At 59.3% G+C, this 16278-nt stretch carries 14 protein-coding genes; 4 read left to right on the top strand and 10 right to left on the bottom strand.

Going from position 1 to position 16278, the window contains the following annotated elements; translation table 11 throughout:
* Position 1: 1 nt before the first annotated feature.
* The gene (locus tag ENTHG_RS00735; protein WP_044172390.1) at positions 2–4957 is read right to left on the bottom strand and encodes an alpha-2-macroglobulin family protein; all 4956 of its coding nucleotides are present in this window, start codon (positions 4955–4957) and stop codon (positions 2–4) included.
* Between the two features lie 278 nt (positions 4958–5235).
* Between ENTHG_RS00735 and ENTHG_RS00730 the strand changes: the two genes are divergently transcribed.
* The 4 genes from ENTHG_RS00730 to ENTHG_RS00715 all read left to right on the top strand — a co-directional run bounded on the left by ENTHG_RS00730 (position 5236) and on the right by ENTHG_RS00715 (position 9866).
* The gene (locus ENTHG_RS00730; protein WP_044172387.1) at positions 5236–6780 is read left to right on the top strand and encodes a PTS transporter subunit EIIC; all 1545 of its coding nucleotides are present in this window, start codon (positions 5236–5238) and stop codon (positions 6778–6780) included.
* Between the two features lie 12 nt (positions 6781–6792).
* Positions 6793–8160 carry a 6-phospho-alpha-glucosidase gene (locus tag ENTHG_RS00725; RefSeq protein ID WP_044172384.1) on the top strand — a complete coding sequence of 456 codons (1368 nt, stop codon included), beginning with the start codon at positions 6793–6795 and terminating at the stop codon, positions 8158–8160.
* A gap of 90 nt (positions 8161–8250) precedes the next feature.
* The gene (gene sseA / locus ENTHG_RS00720) at positions 8251–9093 is read left to right on the top strand and encodes a 3-mercaptopyruvate sulfurtransferase (protein WP_044172382.1); all 843 of its coding nucleotides are present in this window, start codon (positions 8251–8253) and stop codon (positions 9091–9093) included.
* Complete coding sequence (locus tag ENTHG_RS00715; RefSeq protein WP_044172379.1) at positions 9093–9866, top strand: MurR/RpiR family transcriptional regulator; 774 nt, start codon at positions 9093–9095, stop codon at positions 9864–9866. Before sseA ends, ENTHG_RS00715 begins: the two co-directional genes overlap by 1 nt.
* 11 nt (positions 9867–9877) lie before the next feature.
* Here the strand turns inward: ENTHG_RS00715 and sseB are convergent, their stop codons facing one another.
* The 9 genes from sseB to ENTHG_RS00670 form a co-directional block, all read right to left on the bottom strand.
* Positions 9878–10654 carry an enhanced serine sensitivity protein SseB gene (gene sseB, locus ENTHG_RS00710; protein WP_044172377.1) on the bottom strand — a complete coding sequence of 259 codons (777 nt, stop codon included), beginning with the start codon at positions 10652–10654 and terminating at the stop codon, positions 9878–9880.
* 66 nt (positions 10655–10720) lie between these two features.
* Positions 10721–12010: an aminopeptidase PepB gene (gene pepB / locus ENTHG_RS00705; RefSeq protein WP_044172373.1), complete on the bottom strand. Its 1290-nt coding sequence runs from the start codon at positions 12008–12010 to the stop codon at positions 10721–10723.
* Positions 12011–12070: 60 nt separating this feature from the next.
* Positions 12071–12271: a Fe-S cluster assembly protein IscX gene (gene iscX / locus ENTHG_RS00700; protein WP_044172370.1), complete on the bottom strand. Its 201-nt coding sequence runs from the start codon at positions 12269–12271 to the stop codon at positions 12071–12073.
* Between the two features lies 1 nt (position 12272).
* On the bottom strand, positions 12273–12608 hold the full coding sequence (gene fdx, locus ENTHG_RS00695; RefSeq protein WP_039055895.1) for an ISC system 2Fe-2S type ferredoxin: 336 nt from the start codon (positions 12606–12608) through the stop codon (positions 12273–12275).
* A 1-nt stretch (position 12609) separates the two neighbouring features.
* Positions 12610–14460, bottom strand: a complete 1851-nt coding sequence (gene hscA / locus ENTHG_RS00690; RefSeq protein ID WP_044172362.1) for a Fe-S protein assembly chaperone HscA — start codon at positions 14458–14460, stop codon at positions 12610–12612.
* Positions 14461–14475: 15 nt separating this feature from the next.
* The gene (gene hscB / locus ENTHG_RS00685; RefSeq protein WP_044172360.1) at positions 14476–14991 is read right to left on the bottom strand and encodes a co-chaperone HscB; all 516 of its coding nucleotides are present in this window, start codon (positions 14989–14991) and stop codon (positions 14476–14478) included.
* 78 nt (positions 14992–15069) lie between these two features.
* Positions 15070–15393: an iron-sulfur cluster assembly protein IscA gene (gene iscA / locus ENTHG_RS00680; protein ID WP_044172357.1), complete on the bottom strand. Its 324-nt coding sequence runs from the start codon at positions 15391–15393 to the stop codon at positions 15070–15072.
* A gap of 14 nt (positions 15394–15407) precedes the next feature.
* Positions 15408–15794, bottom strand: a complete 387-nt coding sequence (gene iscU, locus ENTHG_RS00675; RefSeq protein WP_015703172.1) for a Fe-S cluster assembly scaffold IscU — start codon at positions 15792–15794, stop codon at positions 15408–15410.
* A gap of 24 nt (positions 15795–15818) precedes the next feature.
* A partial coding sequence (locus ENTHG_RS00670; protein ID WP_044172351.1) for an aminotransferase class V-fold PLP-dependent enzyme occupies positions 15819–16278 on the bottom strand: 460 nt, incomplete at its 5' end.

Here is a 16278-nt window from a genome sequence, read left to right as displayed (position 1 = left end):
ATTACGGACGGACAATCAGCGGGCCGCTGGCGGCCCCGGTCGCCCGCCATTGCGGTACGTACATCGACTCGACCTGCGGCATCGGCAGCTGATAGGTTCCCGGCGTGACCGCTCGCGCAAGGTAGACCAGCGTAACCGGCTGCCCCTCGTTAACCGCCACGGCGGCAACAAAACGGTCGTCACGGAACTCCATATGCTGGATGTCCGCCTGCTGCATCCGGTTGAGTAAATCCTGAATCTCGCTGCCGCTGTCGGTCAGGCTGGCGCTGCTGCTGGCGAGGTTCTGATTCTCCAGCTCCAGGCCTGCGGGCAGCAGGTCAACCACCAGCGCATCCGGTACGTTCTGGCTGGCGGTGACGTCGAGCCATACCAGTACCAGTTCGCCGCTTTTCAGCGAGGAGATCGATTTGCTCTGTCCATCGGTGCCAATAAAGTGACGCTCGATGTTAAGCACGTTGCTCGACGGCGATGGGGTATATTCCGGGTAGCCGGTGCTGTCGAGACGCAGCCACATCGGGCTGTCGCCGGTGTTGGTCACCGTTAGCCCCGCCAGCTGGTCCGCGTTCAGTTCGCGGGTGAGCTGTTTGTCCCCTTTCAGCCCCTCGTCAGAGAACGACGTCTGCGCCTGCCAGTTGCCCGGCAGATTTTGTAGCGGACGACCGGCAAGGAACAGCGCGTTGCTCTCCTGCGTGGACAGCCAGCGCTGGCCGTAAGCCTGCCCGGAAAGGGTGGTCAGCAGTTTGTTCTGCTCATCCGGCAGCAGATTGTTCTCCTCCAGCAGGGCGAGCATCAGGGCGTTATCGCGCAGCGGGCTGCCGTAATCGGCAAACCAGAGCGTATCCTTCGCGCGGGAAGTGTTCAGGGCCAGGGTCAGCGCCTGTTCGCTGCGCGGCGCGTCGCCCATCAGCTTAAGCGCCACGCCCAACTGCATCAGCGGCAGCCCCGACTTCGCCTGATCGTGACGCTGCCAGATCTCGCGCAGCGCCCCCAGCGGCGCTTTTTGCTGACGTGCCAGCACCAGCGCCGCATAGCTCTGCGCGGAGAATTTGGTCGCCTGGACGTTATCGCTGTAGCGCACCGCCATCACCGACGGATCCTGCAGGTAGCGCAGCAGACGGCTGTTGGCGTTATTGAGTGCCTCAGCCGGTACGCTGTAGCCCTGCTCGGACGCCCGCACCAGGAAGTCGGTCACATACGCGGTCAGCCAGTATTCTTCCGGACCGTTTTTATCCCACAGGGCGAAACCGCCGTCGTCGCGCTGCATCTGCAGCAGACGGGAGATCCCCACATCCACCGCCGCCCGGCGCTGCTCGTCGCTGTCGCCTTTGATGCCCATCGCTTTAAGCTGCGCCGCGCTGGTGTAGAGCGACGGGAACAGCCCGCTCGCCGTCTGCTCCAGGCAGCCGTACGGGTACGCTTTCAGCTCTTTTATATAGCGAGCGATATTGAGCGAAGGCCGCCCGCTCAGCAGAAGCTGCCCCTGCAGCGCGACAGGGGAGATACGCTGCGTATGTTCCACCGGGGCGTTCCAGCTTTCATGCGGATAGAGCATGACGTCGCTGCTGATGGTCTGCGCCGGGTAAGCCGGGCGCACGCCTATTTTCCAGCTTTTGCTTTGCGCGGCGAAGGTTTCGCCCGGCAGCGTCAGGCCGTTGATGGTGGCGGTCACTTCCCCGTCGCCGTAGCCATCCAGCCCGCGTACCGGCAGGAACAGCGTGGTGCGCGCGCCAGGGGCGATATTCAGCGGCTTCGGCTGTTCGCTCTCCAGCGCCAGCAGGCCGCTGGTCGTGATGTTTACCGTCAGCGCCTGCGGCTTGTCGGTCAGGTTAGTGATATCCATCGTCAGACGGCTGGTGTCGCCGCCGGCCAGGAAGCGCGGGCTGTTCAGCTCCGCAATCACCGGCGCGGCCACCACCACTTTGCTTTCGCTGCTGCCGAAATCTTCTGCCGTCCAGGCCTGCGCCATAACGCGCAGTTCGCCGTTGAAGTCGCCAATCGGCAGGGTGACAGTGCCTTCGCCGTTTTCATCAAGGGTTACCGGCTGCGCCTGCTGGGCGATAATGGTGACGTGATTAACCGGCGGCTTGCCGCCGCGGTTCAGCTCATCGCCGTCGCCGCCGAAACGCAGGGCGGCAAGGCGGCCCTGACCTTCAATCACCTGGCCGTAGATATCATAAATATCCGCCCCGTAACGTTTCTGGCCAAAGAAGGCCTCCCACGGGTCGGGGGTGACGTAATCGGTAATATTCAGCACGCCGCTGTCCACCGCCGAAAGCAGCACATTCACCTGTTTCGGCGCGGCGCCCTCTTTCAGGCTGGCTTTAACGTTGACCGTAAGCGGCTGGTTGGGGCGCATTTTTTGCGGCGTTTCCAGGGTTACCGCCAGGCGGCGATTTTCATCCCCCATCGGCAGATGGAGTAAACCCACTGCCCGTTTCGGCGTCGCGGATTTTGATTTATCGCCGGGACGCACCACCAGCGTGCTCAGGTAGAGATCGTGACGACGCCATTTCTGGTCCACCGGAATAGAAAGATCCAGCCCGGTCGCCGGGACGTCGATCTCCTGCCACCACAGCGGCCCTTCGCTGGACTCGATCATCGCGTAGCCTTTCCCGGCGGCAGGGGCGGTGATATGCAGTTTGATGGTGTCCCCTGGCTGGTAAGCGGGTTTATCCAGCTTCATAGTGACGCGGTCCGGGCGCGCTGCCCCCGTGCCGTCGCTGTTATCCTGCCAGCTGTAGCCTGCCCAGAAACGCACGCTACTGACGCTCTCATCCGGCGCTTTCACCTCCAGACGGTAAGAGCCCCACTCTACCGGCACGGTAATTTTGCCGGTTTCATCCGCTGCGAGATCGAGCGTCTGCTCGCTCTCCACCAGATCTTTTTGATCGAACTGCGACTGCCAGCCTTCGTTTTCCGACCAGTTCCAGTAGTAGTCACGACGCTCGCGGATAAGCCGTACTTTCAGGCCGGAGACCGCCTTTTTTACCCCTTGCGGGTCGGCATACACAATATCGAACCCGGCGTTGCCGTTTTCATCAACAATGGGCTGGTTGACGGTGGTATCGGTGCGGTAATCGTAAACCGCTTTAGCGGCGAACTGCGGGCGAATCCCCGGCAGCGCCTGCGCAGGCCAGATAGCCTGTTCCGCGCGGCGGGTTACCGGGCGACCGCCCGACTCAAGCAGGCTCGCCTGCAAAATGACCTGTAAAGGAGAATGGGTCTCTTTCCACTGGGTTGGCACTACCACCTGACCGTGGCCCTGCTCATCCAGCGTCAGGTGCACTTCATCCAGCGTGCGGGTCAACGACTCATCGGCGATATCGCCAAACTGGAAGCCCGGCAGGGCTTTCACCGCCTCGCGCAGCGGCCGCAGAAAGAGCTGGCCCTGCAGGCTGTTGCCATTGGCCGGCGCGCCGTACAGGTAATAACCCACGACGTTGAAATCCACATCGTCAGCGGCGGCAAGCGGAGCCTGCGGCGCGTTCAGATTGAGCGCCATCCGCTCCGGCATAAAATCCTCGACATGGAATGACCAGTTACGTAACTGGTTGTCGCCGGTGTTGGCGCGAACGGTCCAGGTGCCGGTTTGCGCGCTGGCGTCCAGCGTCCACGTAAAGTTATAAAGGCCATTGACCGGCTGGCTAACCACGGTGCGCACCACCTGGCCGTCGGGCTTGACCACCTCCAGCTTAACCGGCTGGTCGGCCAGCGGCTTGCCGTCACTGTCGCGCAGCAGCCCGTTGAGGATCACGGTTTCGCCGGGGCGATAGAGATCGCGCGGGCCAAACATAAAGAACTGCTTGCTGTAACCCGGCGCGCCCGCGATGTTAAATTCCGCCAGGTCGAGCGCAGGCAGTTGCAGATCGAGGAGCGTTGTCTCCCCCTCTTTGCGCGCCAGCACCAGCGCCGCCTCTTTATCGGTGGTCAGGGTCGCATGGCCCTGCGCATCGCTGGTCGCCTGAGCCAGGGTCTGCCCTTTATCATTGAGCAGCACCACCTCGACGCCCGCCTGCGCGCCGCCGTTTTCCAGACTCTGGGTGAACACATCCAGCCGGTTATGATAACGGTGAGCGGAAAGGCCAATATTGCTCAGGGTAAAGAGCGTGGCGGCATTGCTGTAGTTGTACTGCCCGGCCTGGTTCATGACCGCGACATAGACACCGGCCTGCTGCAGCGGTTTGATCTCGCTTAACGGTAGCAGCAGTTTTTCCCGGGTGTTTTTGGCAGGGTTAAGGTCGAAGCGGCCGGTATAGACCAGGTCCACCATTTTGAGCAGGTTTTCCGACTCCCAGTTGGTCAGGGAGTTACGGTACTCCCACTGGCTGACGAACGCGGCGAGGGATTCCGGCTTCACGCGATAAAAGTTGACGTCAACGTTATTGACGTTAAGCGCCATCACCGGCAGCCCTTCCACCACTTTGCCCGGCAGCAGCGATCCGCGGCTGGCGAAACCCACCGTCGGCTGAATGTCGCGGGTCTTGATGGTTTTTTCGTAATCGATGCCAAAGGTGGCTTTATTGAGCGCTACCAGCCCGCGTTCGATGGAAACCAGCAGTTCGCGGTTAGGCTCGACGTGGCGCAGCGTCAGCTCTTTGAGATTGGAAGAGAGCTCCCATGCACCATCAATTTTGCCGTTCTTCTTATCAACCACGTGTACCGTGGAGGCGAAGTCCTGGCCTGGGTCCAGCGGGACGGAAAAGGTCAGCACCAGCGCGGCGGCGCCGTCGCGCTGGACTTCGGAGGCGTCCACCAGCGTCAGAGGCTTCCCTTCGCTGCTTGCCGCCAGCTGTTTGAGTTTTTCGCCGTCGGGCTTCGCCGCAGGCGTACTTTGCGGCGTTGCCGAAGCGGCTGATGACCCCTGCGCGTCTTGCGCTTTATCGCTGTTGTCACAGCCTGCCAATACCAACGAACTTAACAGGGCGATTGCTATCGCCGTAGAACGTAACGGTTTCATCCTTTATCCCTGGCCTGTGAAGCCTGTTTTGTCAGTGAACGTAAGTATTATGCGCGACTTTGTCCGATTCATACAGCCTGTCAAAATCTGGAAAGCATCTCGCACATTTCCTGAATAGTCATCGCAGATGTTATAGCGATCACAGGGCGTAACGTAACATGTAACCTTTTGAGTCATTTGTTTTTAAAACAATAAGATAGCTGGATACATTACGCGAGCGCCTGCTAACGTTAATCATCTTCGCATCGCTATGCGCGGTTCATACAAGAGAGAACGTTATGAGCAGAGCCGTTAACGCCCTACAAAATTTCGGTAAGTCCCTCTTTGGCCCGGTGCTGATTTTGCCCATCGTCGGCCTGTTTATCGCTTTTGGTAATATTCTTGGCAACGGTAACCTGGCGGAATACCTGCCCTTTCTTGGCCATCCGCTGATTCAGAATACCGGGCAGCTGATTGCCAAATCCGCCGTCTCCGTGCTGGCGAATCTGGCGCTGGTGTTTGCCGTCGGCATTCCGGTGGGGCTGGCTTCGCGCGATAAAGGCTACGCCGCGCTGATTGGCCTGGTCACCTTTATCGTCTTCATTAACGCCATGAACGTTACCATGCAGTTGCAGGGCGAACTGGCGACGGCGGATCAGATGAAAGCCGCCGGACAGAGCATGGTGCTTGGCGTTCAGGTGCTGGAGATGGGGGTTTTTGCTGGCATCCTGACCGGCGCGCTCTCCGGGTATGTTTACAACAAATATTCCGGCGTGCAGTTCTCCGGCGCGATGGCCATCTACTCCGGCCACTGCTTTGTGGCGATCATTATGCTGCCGGTATCCATGGTGCTGGGCGTGGTGATGAGCGAGCTGTGGCCTTTCGCCCAGCACGGCATCAGCACGCTGGCGCTGGCAATCAAAGGCGCCGGGCCGTTCGGCGTGGCGATTTACGGTTTCCTTGAGCGCATTCTGGTGCCCACCGGACTGCACCACCTGGTCTATACCCCGTTTTTGTATACCGAGCTGGGCGGCACCCAGGAAGTGTGCGGATCCATGTATCAGGGGGCGCGCAATATCTATTTCGCCGAGATGGCCTGCCCGGATGTGAAGCAGCTCAGCAGCACCGTGGTGTGGGACGCCCGCGGCATCAGTAAGATGTACGGGCTGCCCGCCGCCGCGCTGGCAATGTACCTCACCGCTAAGCCTGAGCGTAAAGCGGCCGCCAAAGCGATTCTGATCCCGGCGGCGCTGACCTCGATTCTGGTGGGCGTGACCGAACCTATCGAGTTCTCTTTCCTGTTTGTCGCCCCGCTGCTGTTTGTGGTGCACGCGGTGCTGACCGGCATCGGCATGATGCTCTTTTATCTGCTGGATGTGCACGCTATCGGCGCGAACGGGATTATTGACTTCATTCTTTATAACCTGCCGCTCGGCACGGAGAAGTCCAACTGGCCCATGTACATCGTGGTCGGACTGATTATGTTCGCGCTCTATTTCGTCATCTTCCGTTTCCTGATTCTGCGTTTCGACATGAAGACGCCGGGCCGCGAAGAGAATGACGAAGAGACGCGCCTCTACAGCAAGCAGGATTATCAGGCGAAAGGCAATAACGACGGGCTTGGCGAGGCGATTATCGCCGGGCTGGGCGGGCGTGAAAATATTGACGTCGTCGATAACTGCTACACCCGCCTGCGGGTCACGGTGAAAGATGTCGCCATTATCGACGAGCCGCGACTGAAAGCCACGGGCGCAAAAGCGGTAATTAAACAAGGCAATAACGTTCAGGTGGTCTACGGGCTGCATGTAAAAAAAATGCGAGAAGCCGTTGAGCTGTTTCTCTAAAGGAGACTAATGATGTTGAAACCCCCGTTTATTCTCTCTATCGCCGGCGGCGGCAGCACCTATACGCCAGGTATCGTGAAAAGCCTGATGGTGCGCCTCGACGATTTCCCGCTGGCGGAAATTCGCCTTTACGATATTGACGAAGCCCGGCAGAACACCATTGCGCCGGTGGTGGAAAAGGTGATCCGCGACCACAGCGACACCATTAAATTTACCGTCACCAGCGACCCGGAAACGGCGTTTCGCGGCGCGCACTTTGTCTTTGCCCAGATGCGCGTTGGCCAATACAAAATGCGTGAGCAGGATGAAAAGATCCCGCTGCGTCACGGCGTCGTTGGCCAGGAGACCTGTGGCCCTGGCGGGCTGGCTTACGGCCTGCGCACCATACTGCCGATGGTAGAGCTTATCGATCTGGTGGAGCGCTACGCCGACCCGAAAGCCTGGATCGTGAACTATTCGAACCCGGCAGCCATTGTCGCCGAAGGGGTACGCCGCCTGCGCCCGACAGCGCGCGTGCTGAATATCTGCGATATGCCGGTGGCGGCAATGCGCAACATGGGCGCGGTACTGGGCGTCGATCGCCATAAGCTAGTGGTGGACTATTTCGGCCTTAACCATTTTGGCTGGTTTACCCGCGTGCTGGTGGACGGAGAAGATAAACTGCCGGAACTGCGCGAGCACATCGCCCGCTTTGGCCTGCTGACGGAGGACGCGGCGCAGACGGACCCTCAGCACTCCGACCCCTCGTGGGTAAAAACCTGGCGCAATATCAAACCGGTGATGGACCATTTCCCGGAGTATCTGCCTAACCCTTATTTGCAGTACTACCTGATGCCCAACGACATTGTCGAGCACCAGGATCCGAACTATACCCGCGCCAATGAGGTAATGAACGGGCGCGAGAAAAAACTGTTCGCCGCCGCAGATGAGTACAAACGCACCGGTATTCTGCCGGACGCGTTCCACGTCGGCGTGCACGGCGCGTTTATTGTCGATGTCGCCTGCTCGCTGGCGTTCGACCTGCGTCAGCGCCATCTGGTGATTGTGGAGAACAAAGGCGCGATTGCCAACCTTCCCTACGATGCGATGGTAGAAGTGCCCGCTTACATTACTTCCGCCGGGCCGGAACCGGTGCGCATGGGGGCGGTGCCGCTCTTTTACCAGACGCTGCTGATGCAGCAGCTGGCTTCGGAGCAGCTGCTGGTCGAGGCGACGATTGAGGGCAGCTATGAAAAAGCGCTGCAGGCGTTCACCCTCAATCGCACCGTACCGACGATGCAGCATGCGAAGGCGATTCTGGACGATATGATCGAGGCTAACCGCGACTACTGGCCACAGCTGCAAAAGGCGTGGGAAAACGGCAAAGCGATAGAAAAATAACGAGGTGAGTCGCGCCTTTTGCGATGGTTGCTTGTGGTGTCAGCAAAAAACGTCAACAATTCAAGTTATTGTTGATGACCGGAGGCACCCATGTCCACCTCATATTTTGTGTCAGCCGACTGGCTGATTGAACATAGCGACGATCCTGAAATTCAGGTTATTGACGCCCGTATGGCGCCGGCAGGCCAGGAAGGCGCGCGCGATATGGCCGCAGAATACCGCGCCGGGCACATCCCTGGCGCGGTTTTTTTCGATATCGAAACGCTCTCTGACCATTCCACATCGCTACCGCATATGCTGCCGCGCCCGGAAGCCTTTGCCGTAGCGATGCGCGAGCTGGGCATCAGCCAGGATAAACATCTGGTGGTCTATGACGAAGGCAACCTCTTTTCCGCGCCGCGGGCCTGGTGGATGCTGCGCCATTTTGGCGTGGAAAATGTCTCCATCCTGGCAGGCGGCCTGGCGGGCTGGCAGCGCGACGAGCTGCCATTACAGGAAGGCGACGTCACGTTGCCGCAGTCTGATTTTGAAGCCAAAAGCACGGCTGAGGTTAAACGGCTGACCGATGTGCTGCTGGTCAGCCATGAAGGGGGCGCCCAACTGGTGGATGCCCGCCCTGCCCCACGCTTTAACGCTGAGGTCGACGAACCGCGTAAAGAGCTTAAGCGCGGCCATATTCCCGGCGCGCTGAACGTGCCGTGGGGAGACCTGGTCGTCGAAGGCGAACTGAAAACCACTGACGAACTGGCCGCGATTTTCCACCGCCAGGGGGTCAGTCTCAACAAGCCCATTATTGCCAGCTGCGGCTCCGGCGTGACCGCCTGCGTGGTTATCCTGGCGCTTACCACCCTCGGCGCGCAAAATGTGGCGCTGTATGACGGCTCCTGGAGTGAATGGGGCGCGCGCGACGACCTGCCGATTGAACCCGCCTGATGGACAACCGCCTGGCCCCCCTGCTGACGCGGGGGGCATCGCTAACGCGCGCGGAGTACCGGGTGCTCGCGCATCTGACCGGGCATCCGCTGCTGGTGGGCAAGATCCGGGTGCGCGAGCTGGCGGCGGCAACGTTTGTCTCGACCGCCACCATCATGCGTCTTTGCCAAAAGCTGGGCTTTAGCGGCTACAGCGAGTTTATCTGGCACTGTAAACAGCTGCTGGCGGATACGCCGCACATTGCCGGGCAGGCCGTCGGGGGCGATAAAACGCTCCCGGCCCTTTTTCAGCAGTTTATGGCTAACTACCAGCAGACCTTCCAGTGGGTCACCGAGGAGAAGCGGCGGCAGTTTGTCGCGCTGCTACGGGAAAAAGAGAGTTTTTTTCTCTACGGCGCCGGGTTTTCCTATCTCTTTGCCGAGTACCTGACCAAAAAATTACAGGTGCTGGGCAAAACGGCGTTCATCTCCGGGCCGGGGGATAGCCGCAATATTTTTCTTAGCAACGCGGCGCGCTATCAGGTATTTGTCGCGGTCTCGCGCAGCGGCGAGACTGAACAGGTGCTGGATAAAGCCCGGATTGCACAAAACGTGGGGATGACCGTTATCGCCTTTACCCGCGCCTCTGCCAATACCTTAGCCAGCATGGCGGATCTGCATTTCGCGCTGTATGACGAAGCGGTGCATTTTGCCGCCGAAGCCGCAGGCGTGACCTCGTTCGAGTCGAATCTGGTGCTGTTAATGGATTTACTGCTGCTGGAAGCGACGGGCTAAGCCCGTCGTATTCAGATAATGCGGTTGGTTTTCAGGTCGCGCAGGAAACTGCCCCAGCGGCGTTCATAGAATGGCGTGATATGCGCAGTCATAAAGTGGCTAATGCCCGGCTCGCCTTTCACCACCTGGCAGATATCCACCGGTTCGTCGCCGGGTAAAGTATCCATCGCCACGCTGCCCGCCGCCTGGATAACCTCTTCGATATCGCCCTCCGCTTCAATACCAATCAGCAGATTCGCCTGAGCGTCGCTCTGCTCTTTGATGCTGCACAGCCAGGCGCATTTGACGTGATTAAAGGTAGAAAAGAGTTTGGTCAGCGAATCCACCATCTGCGCGGGCGGTTCGGCGACCTCCGAGAGCAGCAGCGACATCTCCCCTTCCAGCACCTCCTGCTGGCTTAACGGGCTGTCCGCCTTACCTACCAGATGGCTAATCTCCCGGGGAGTCAGCTCTTTGCCGGTCGGTAATTTGGCGTTGAGGAACAGCGTCTCGCCAAGGGTCATCTCAAAAAGCGTGCGCGCGGGCATCACCACAAAAGCCTGCTCGTCTTCCACCGCTTTTTGCATGGCTTCCAGCGAGGTGAAAAAAGGGATAACCGACTGGCCGTCATCTTTTTCCCAGTGCTGCAGATCGAGCGCGCTGTCTTCAACAACCGCCTCGTCTTCTGCCGCAGCGCCCGGGACCCAGACGGTGGACTCCAGCAGCTTACGGAAAAAGGCCGGACGATGGGCAGGCTCGGTGGCCGCTTTTTCCAGCAGCGTTTCTAATTCGTTTTTGGTTTCGGACATAAAAATTCCCGATATTGCCATTAACCCCTCACCCTCCCCCAGGGGGGAGAGGGTTGGAGGGAAAAATTACTCTGCCGTCAGCAGATTGGCGAGCGTCCGTACCCCAAGGCCGGTGGCGCCTGCCGCCCACTGCTCTACCGCCGCTTTGCGATAGGTCGCGGAACAGTCGATATGCAGCCAGCCTTGCTGGTAGTTTTCCACAAAGTGGGACAGGAAACCGGCGGCGGTACTGGCGCCTGCCGGGTAGGCGGCGCTGCCAGTATTGTTCAGATCGGCAAAATTGGACGGCAGCTGGCTGCGGTGGAACTCGGCCAGCGGCAGACGCCAGAAGAGTTCGTTTTCCGCCTGCGCGCTCGCCAGCAGACGGTTCGCCAGATTATCATCAAAGCTGAACAGGGCGTGGTAGTCATTACCCAGTGCGGTTTTCGCCGCCCCGGTCAGGGTCGCCGCGTCGATAATCAGCGTCGGCTTCTGCGCGGAGGCGTTGATCAGGCCATCCGCCAGCACCAGACGCCCTTCCGCATCGGTGTTCATCACTTCCACCGTTTTACCGTTACGGTAGCGGATAATGTCGCCCAGCTTGAAGGCGTTGCCGCTAACCATATTGTCCGCGCAGCAGAGATAGAGTTTGACGCGTTTATTCAGCCCGCGCGTAATCGCCATCGCCAGCGCGCCGGTCACCAGCGCCGCGCCGCCCATGTCGGACTTCATGGAGTCCATAAACGCGCTCTGCTTAATGCTGTAGCCGCCGGAGTCAAAGGTGATGCCTTTACCAACCAGACAGGCGTAGACCGGAGCCTCTTTATCGCCGGTGGGGTTGAAATCCAGCGACAGCAGTACCGGCGGCCGTTCTGAACCGCGCCCGACGGTGTGAATACCGAGATAGTTTTGCTCGCGCAGATCGTCGCCTTTAACGATCCGCCAGGAAACGGCCTCGCCGGCGGTGTCGCTCAACAGATCCACCGCGCGCTGCGCCAGCTGCTCTGGCCCCAGCTCTTCGGCCGGGGCGTTGATGATATCACGCACCCAGTCAATGGTGCGCAGGCGGTTGTCGAGCTCCGCCTGTTCGCGCTCGTCCAGCGGCGCCCACTCGATTTTGCGGGTGCCTTTCGGGCCTTTATAGCCAGCCCAGAACGCCCAGCTGCGGTCTACATCCCAGCCTTCGCCATCAAGGGCGACATGCTTAACGCCCATTGCGTCAATTTTACGGGCGGCGCGCTGAATCAGCGCCAGGTCGTCTTTGCCGGTAAGATGCAGGGAGATGCCGTCATTGTTAACGCTGTAGCTCGCCTTTTCACCCCAACGCGCATCCGCACCCTGGGTCGTCAGCGTAATTTTCATCGCTTCTGTTGTCATTGTTTTGTCCTTAAGCGCATGGCAAATGAAAAAGGGCCGCCAGAAGGCAGCCCGTCAATATCAAGATGCTTCATCTAACCAGACTAGCAGAATCGCTTCGAGAATTTTTTCGTTCGATGCGTTCGGGTCGTCATCAAACTCTTCCAGTTCGCAGATCCATTTGTGCATGTCGGTAAAGCGCACCGTTTTCGGGTCGAGATCCGGGTATGCGTCGTATAGCGCTTCGCCAATCTCGCGGCTGTCGGTCCATTTCAGCGACATATTAATGCTCCCGCGCGTGGTTAATGGTGTAGCGAGGGATCTCGACCACCAGATCTTCGTCGGTGACGCGCGCCTGACAGCCTAAGCGGCTTTCCGGCTCCAGGCCCCAGGCCTTATCCAGCATGTCGTCTTCGTCTTCGGTACTCTCCGGCAGCGAGTCGAACCCTTCCCGCACGACGCAGTGGCAGGTGGTGCAGGCGCAGGATTTCTCACAGGCGTGCTCGATCTCAATGCCGCCGCGCAGGGCGACATCAAGAATGGTTTCGCCGCTCTTAGCTTCCAGAACTGCGCCATCGGGACAGAGATCCTGATGAGGCAGAAAAACAATCTTTGGCATGTTAAACCTCGTCGACGGAATGGCCTTTCAACGCTTTGCGCACGGATTGATCCATGCGGCGCGCGGCGAATTCCTGGGTTTGTTTGTCTACGTTTTTAATCGCGTTTTCAATAGCGTCAGTATCATCGCCAACCGCCACCGCCTGCAACCGGGCGACGGCCTCGTCGATGACCTTCCGCTCTGCGGCGCTGAGCAGCGCGGCATCGGTCGCCAGCGCGCTGGAAAGACTTTCCAGAACGCGGGCTGCTTCCACTTTTTGCTCCGCCAGCATACGCGCTTTCACGTCCTGTCCGGCAAAGCTCATTGAATCTTTGATCATGGCGGCGATCTCGCCGTCGGTCAGGCCATACGAGGGCTTAACCTGGATTGCCGCCTCCACGCCGGTGGATTTTTCCATCGCCGTGACGCTCAGCAGGCCGTCGGCATCCACCTGGAAAGTGACGCGAATATGCGCGCCCCCAGCCGGTAACGCCGGAATGCCGCGCAGCGCAAAGCGCGCCAGCGAGCGGCAGTCCTGCACCAGTTCGCGCTCGCCCTGCATCACGTGAATCGACATCGCGGTCTGGCCGTCTTTGAAGGTGGTGAACTCCTGGGCGCGGGCCACCGGAATGGTGGTATTGCGGGGAATGACTTTTTCCACCAGCCCGCCCATGGTTTCCAGCCCCAGCGACAGGGGAATGACATCCAGCAGCAGCATATCGCTGTCCGGCTTGTTGCCGACCAGGATATCCGCCTGAATCGCCGCCCCGATGGCGACCACTTTGTCCGGGTCGATTGAGGTCAGCGGCGTGCGGCCAAAAAATTCGCCCACCTGCTCACGCACCAGCGGCACGCGGGTTGAACCGCCAACCATCACCACTTCCAGTACGTCGCTGGCCTCAACGCCCGCGTCTTTCAACGCCCGACGGCAGGCCAGCAGCGTGCGCTTAACCAGCGCGGAGATAAGGTTGTTGAACTGTTCGCGGCCGATCTCCCCCTGCCAGCCCGCCACCTTCACGGTGGTGACATCGGCATCGCTGAGGGCGATTTTCGCCGCGATAGCCGCATCCAGCAGTTCGCGCTGCAGGCGGTTATCGCTGCGGTCGCCGAAGCCCGCCTGCTCACGAATGTAGTCCGCCAGCAGGTGGTCGAAGTCATCGCCGCCCAGCGCGGAGTCGCCGCCGGTGGCCAGCACTTCAAACACCCCACGGCTCAGGCGCAGAATAGAGATATCGAAGGTGCCGCCGCCTAAATCGTAAACCGCAATGACCCCTTCCTGGCCGGAATCGAGGCCATAGGCAATCGCGGCCGCGGTAGGTTCGTTGAGCAGACGCAGCACGTGCAGGCCCGCCAGACGCGCTGCGTCTTTGGTGCCCTGACGCTGGGCGTCATCAAAATAGGCGGGAACGGTAATCACCACGCCGTCCAGCTCGCCGGATAACGCTTCCCGCGCGCGGGCAGCCAGCGCGCTGAGGATATCAGCGGAGACGCGCACCGGGTTAAGCAGACCGGCCTCGGTGGCAATCATCGGCAGGCCGTTTTCGCTTGCCTGGAGCTGATAAGGCAGGTGCGGATAGCGGCTCTGAATATCCGTCAGCGCCCGTCCCATCATCCGTTTAACCGAGCTGATGGTGTTGACCGGGTCCAGCGCGGCGTTAGCGCGCGCGTCATAACCCACTATGTGGCCCTGCGCCTGGTAATGCACGACGGAGGGCAGCAGATGACGCCCCTGGCTGTCGGCCAGCGTTTCCGCCAGGCCGCTACGTACGGTCGCCACCAGAGAGTTGGTGGTGCCTAAGTCAATGCCGACCGCCAGACGACGCTGGTGCGGCGCGGCGCTCAGGCCTGGCTCACTAATTTGTAATAAGGCCATGTTTAGCTTCCAAAATCAGAAATCGAGCAGCTTTTCTTCGAGTAATTCAGCGCTGCTTTGCAGTTTGTCGAGAAAACGCAGTTTGCGGACGGTATCCGCCGCCGCCGCCCACGTCTCAGAATCAAGTTCCGCCACCATCTGCTGCTGGCGCTGGCTGTAGAGCGTTTTCACGCGCTTTAACAGCGCCTCCAGGCGGGCGGTGTCCTTCGCCTGTTCAATCTCGTCCAGCTCTTCGCGAAGCTCAAGCTGCTCCATCAGGAACGCGGTGTCGCGCACGGTGTGCTGTTCGCTGGAGAGATCAAAGCCGTGCAGGGAGAGCAGATATTCCGCACGCGTCAGCGGGTGACGCAGCGTTTGCCATGCCTGGTTGATGTTGGCTGAACGCTGGACCGCAGCAAGCTGCTCGGCCTCGCTGGCGCTGGCAAAACGGTCGGGGTGATTCTGACGCTGCAGGTCCTGGAAACGTGCCGCGAGGGCCTGAGTGTCTACGTGGTAACCGGCTGACAATCCAAAGAGAGTGAAGTAATCCATGACGTTCTCAGGGTTAACTATTTAAAACAAACCCCACGCACAGTGCGTACACCATGGTGGGGTTGGCAGGACTCAAAATCAGACGTTGAAGCTTTCGCCGCAGCCGCACTCATCTTTCACGTTCGGGTTGGTAAACTTAAACCCTTCGTTAAGACCTTCTTTGACGAAGTCCAGCTGCGTACCGTCAAGAAATTGCAGGCTTTTGCCGTCGACGACAACCTTCACACCTTTATCTTCGAACACGGTATCTTCCGCCGTCGGTTCGTCGACAAATTCCAGTACGTAGGCCATGCCAGAACAGCCGGAGGTTCTGACGCCCAGGCGCAGGCCAAAGCCTTTGCCACGGTTAGCCAGAAAGCTGTTCACTCGCGTCGCGGCACTGTCGCTCAGGGTAATCGACATACAATCCCCCTCAATTATTTCGCTTCACGTTTACTTTTGTAGTCCGCAATCGCGGCCTTGATCGCATCTTCCGCCAGGATAGAGCAGTGAATTTTCACCGGCGGCAGCTCCAGCTCTTCGGCGATATCGGTGTTCTTGATAGCCTGCGCTTCGTCCAGAGATTTCCCTTTCACCCACTCGGTCACCAGGGAGCTGGAAGCGATAGCGGAACCGCAGCCGTAAGTTTTGAAGCGCGCGTCTTCAATGATGCCTTCATTGTTCACTTTGATCTGCAGCTTCATTACGTCGCCACAGGCCGGTGCGCCCACCATGCCGCTGCCGACGCTGTCGTCGCTGTTGTCAAAAGAGCCGACGTTGCGCGGATTCTCGTAATGATCGATAACTTTTTCGCTGTATGCCATGTTTGAATTCTCCTTAAAAACCGATTAGTGATGTGACCATTCGATGGTGTTCAGATCCACGCCCTGTTTGAACATTTCCCACAGCGGAGAAAGATCGCGCAAGCGGCCAATGGCGTTGCGAACCAGTTCGATGGTGTAGTCAATCTCTTCATCGGTAGTAAAACGACCTAAAGAGAAACGAATAGAGCTGTGCGCCAGCTCGTCAGTCATGCCCAGCGCGCGCAGCACGTAGGACGGCTCAAGGCTCGCGGAGGTGCACGCGGAGCCGGAAGAGACGGCCAGGTCTTTCAGCGCCATGATCAGCGACTCGCCTTCAACGTAGTTAAAGCTGACGTTAAGAATGTTCGGCGCGCCCTGCTCCAGGTCGCCGTTGAGGTAAACCTCTTCCATATCTTTTACGCCTTCCCACAGACGGTTGCGCAGCTTACGCAGGCGCGCCATCTCGGTTTCCATCTCTTCTTTGGCGATACGGTAAGCTTCGCCC

It is taken from the genome of Phytobacter massiliensis JC163 (assembly GCF_000321045.1).
Taxonomy (GTDB): domain Bacteria; phylum Pseudomonadota; class Gammaproteobacteria; order Enterobacterales; family Enterobacteriaceae; genus Phytobacter_A; species Phytobacter_A massiliensis.
The sequence above is the reverse complement of the archived record's forward strand: the minus strand, read 5'-3'. Positions and strand labels throughout refer to the sequence as shown.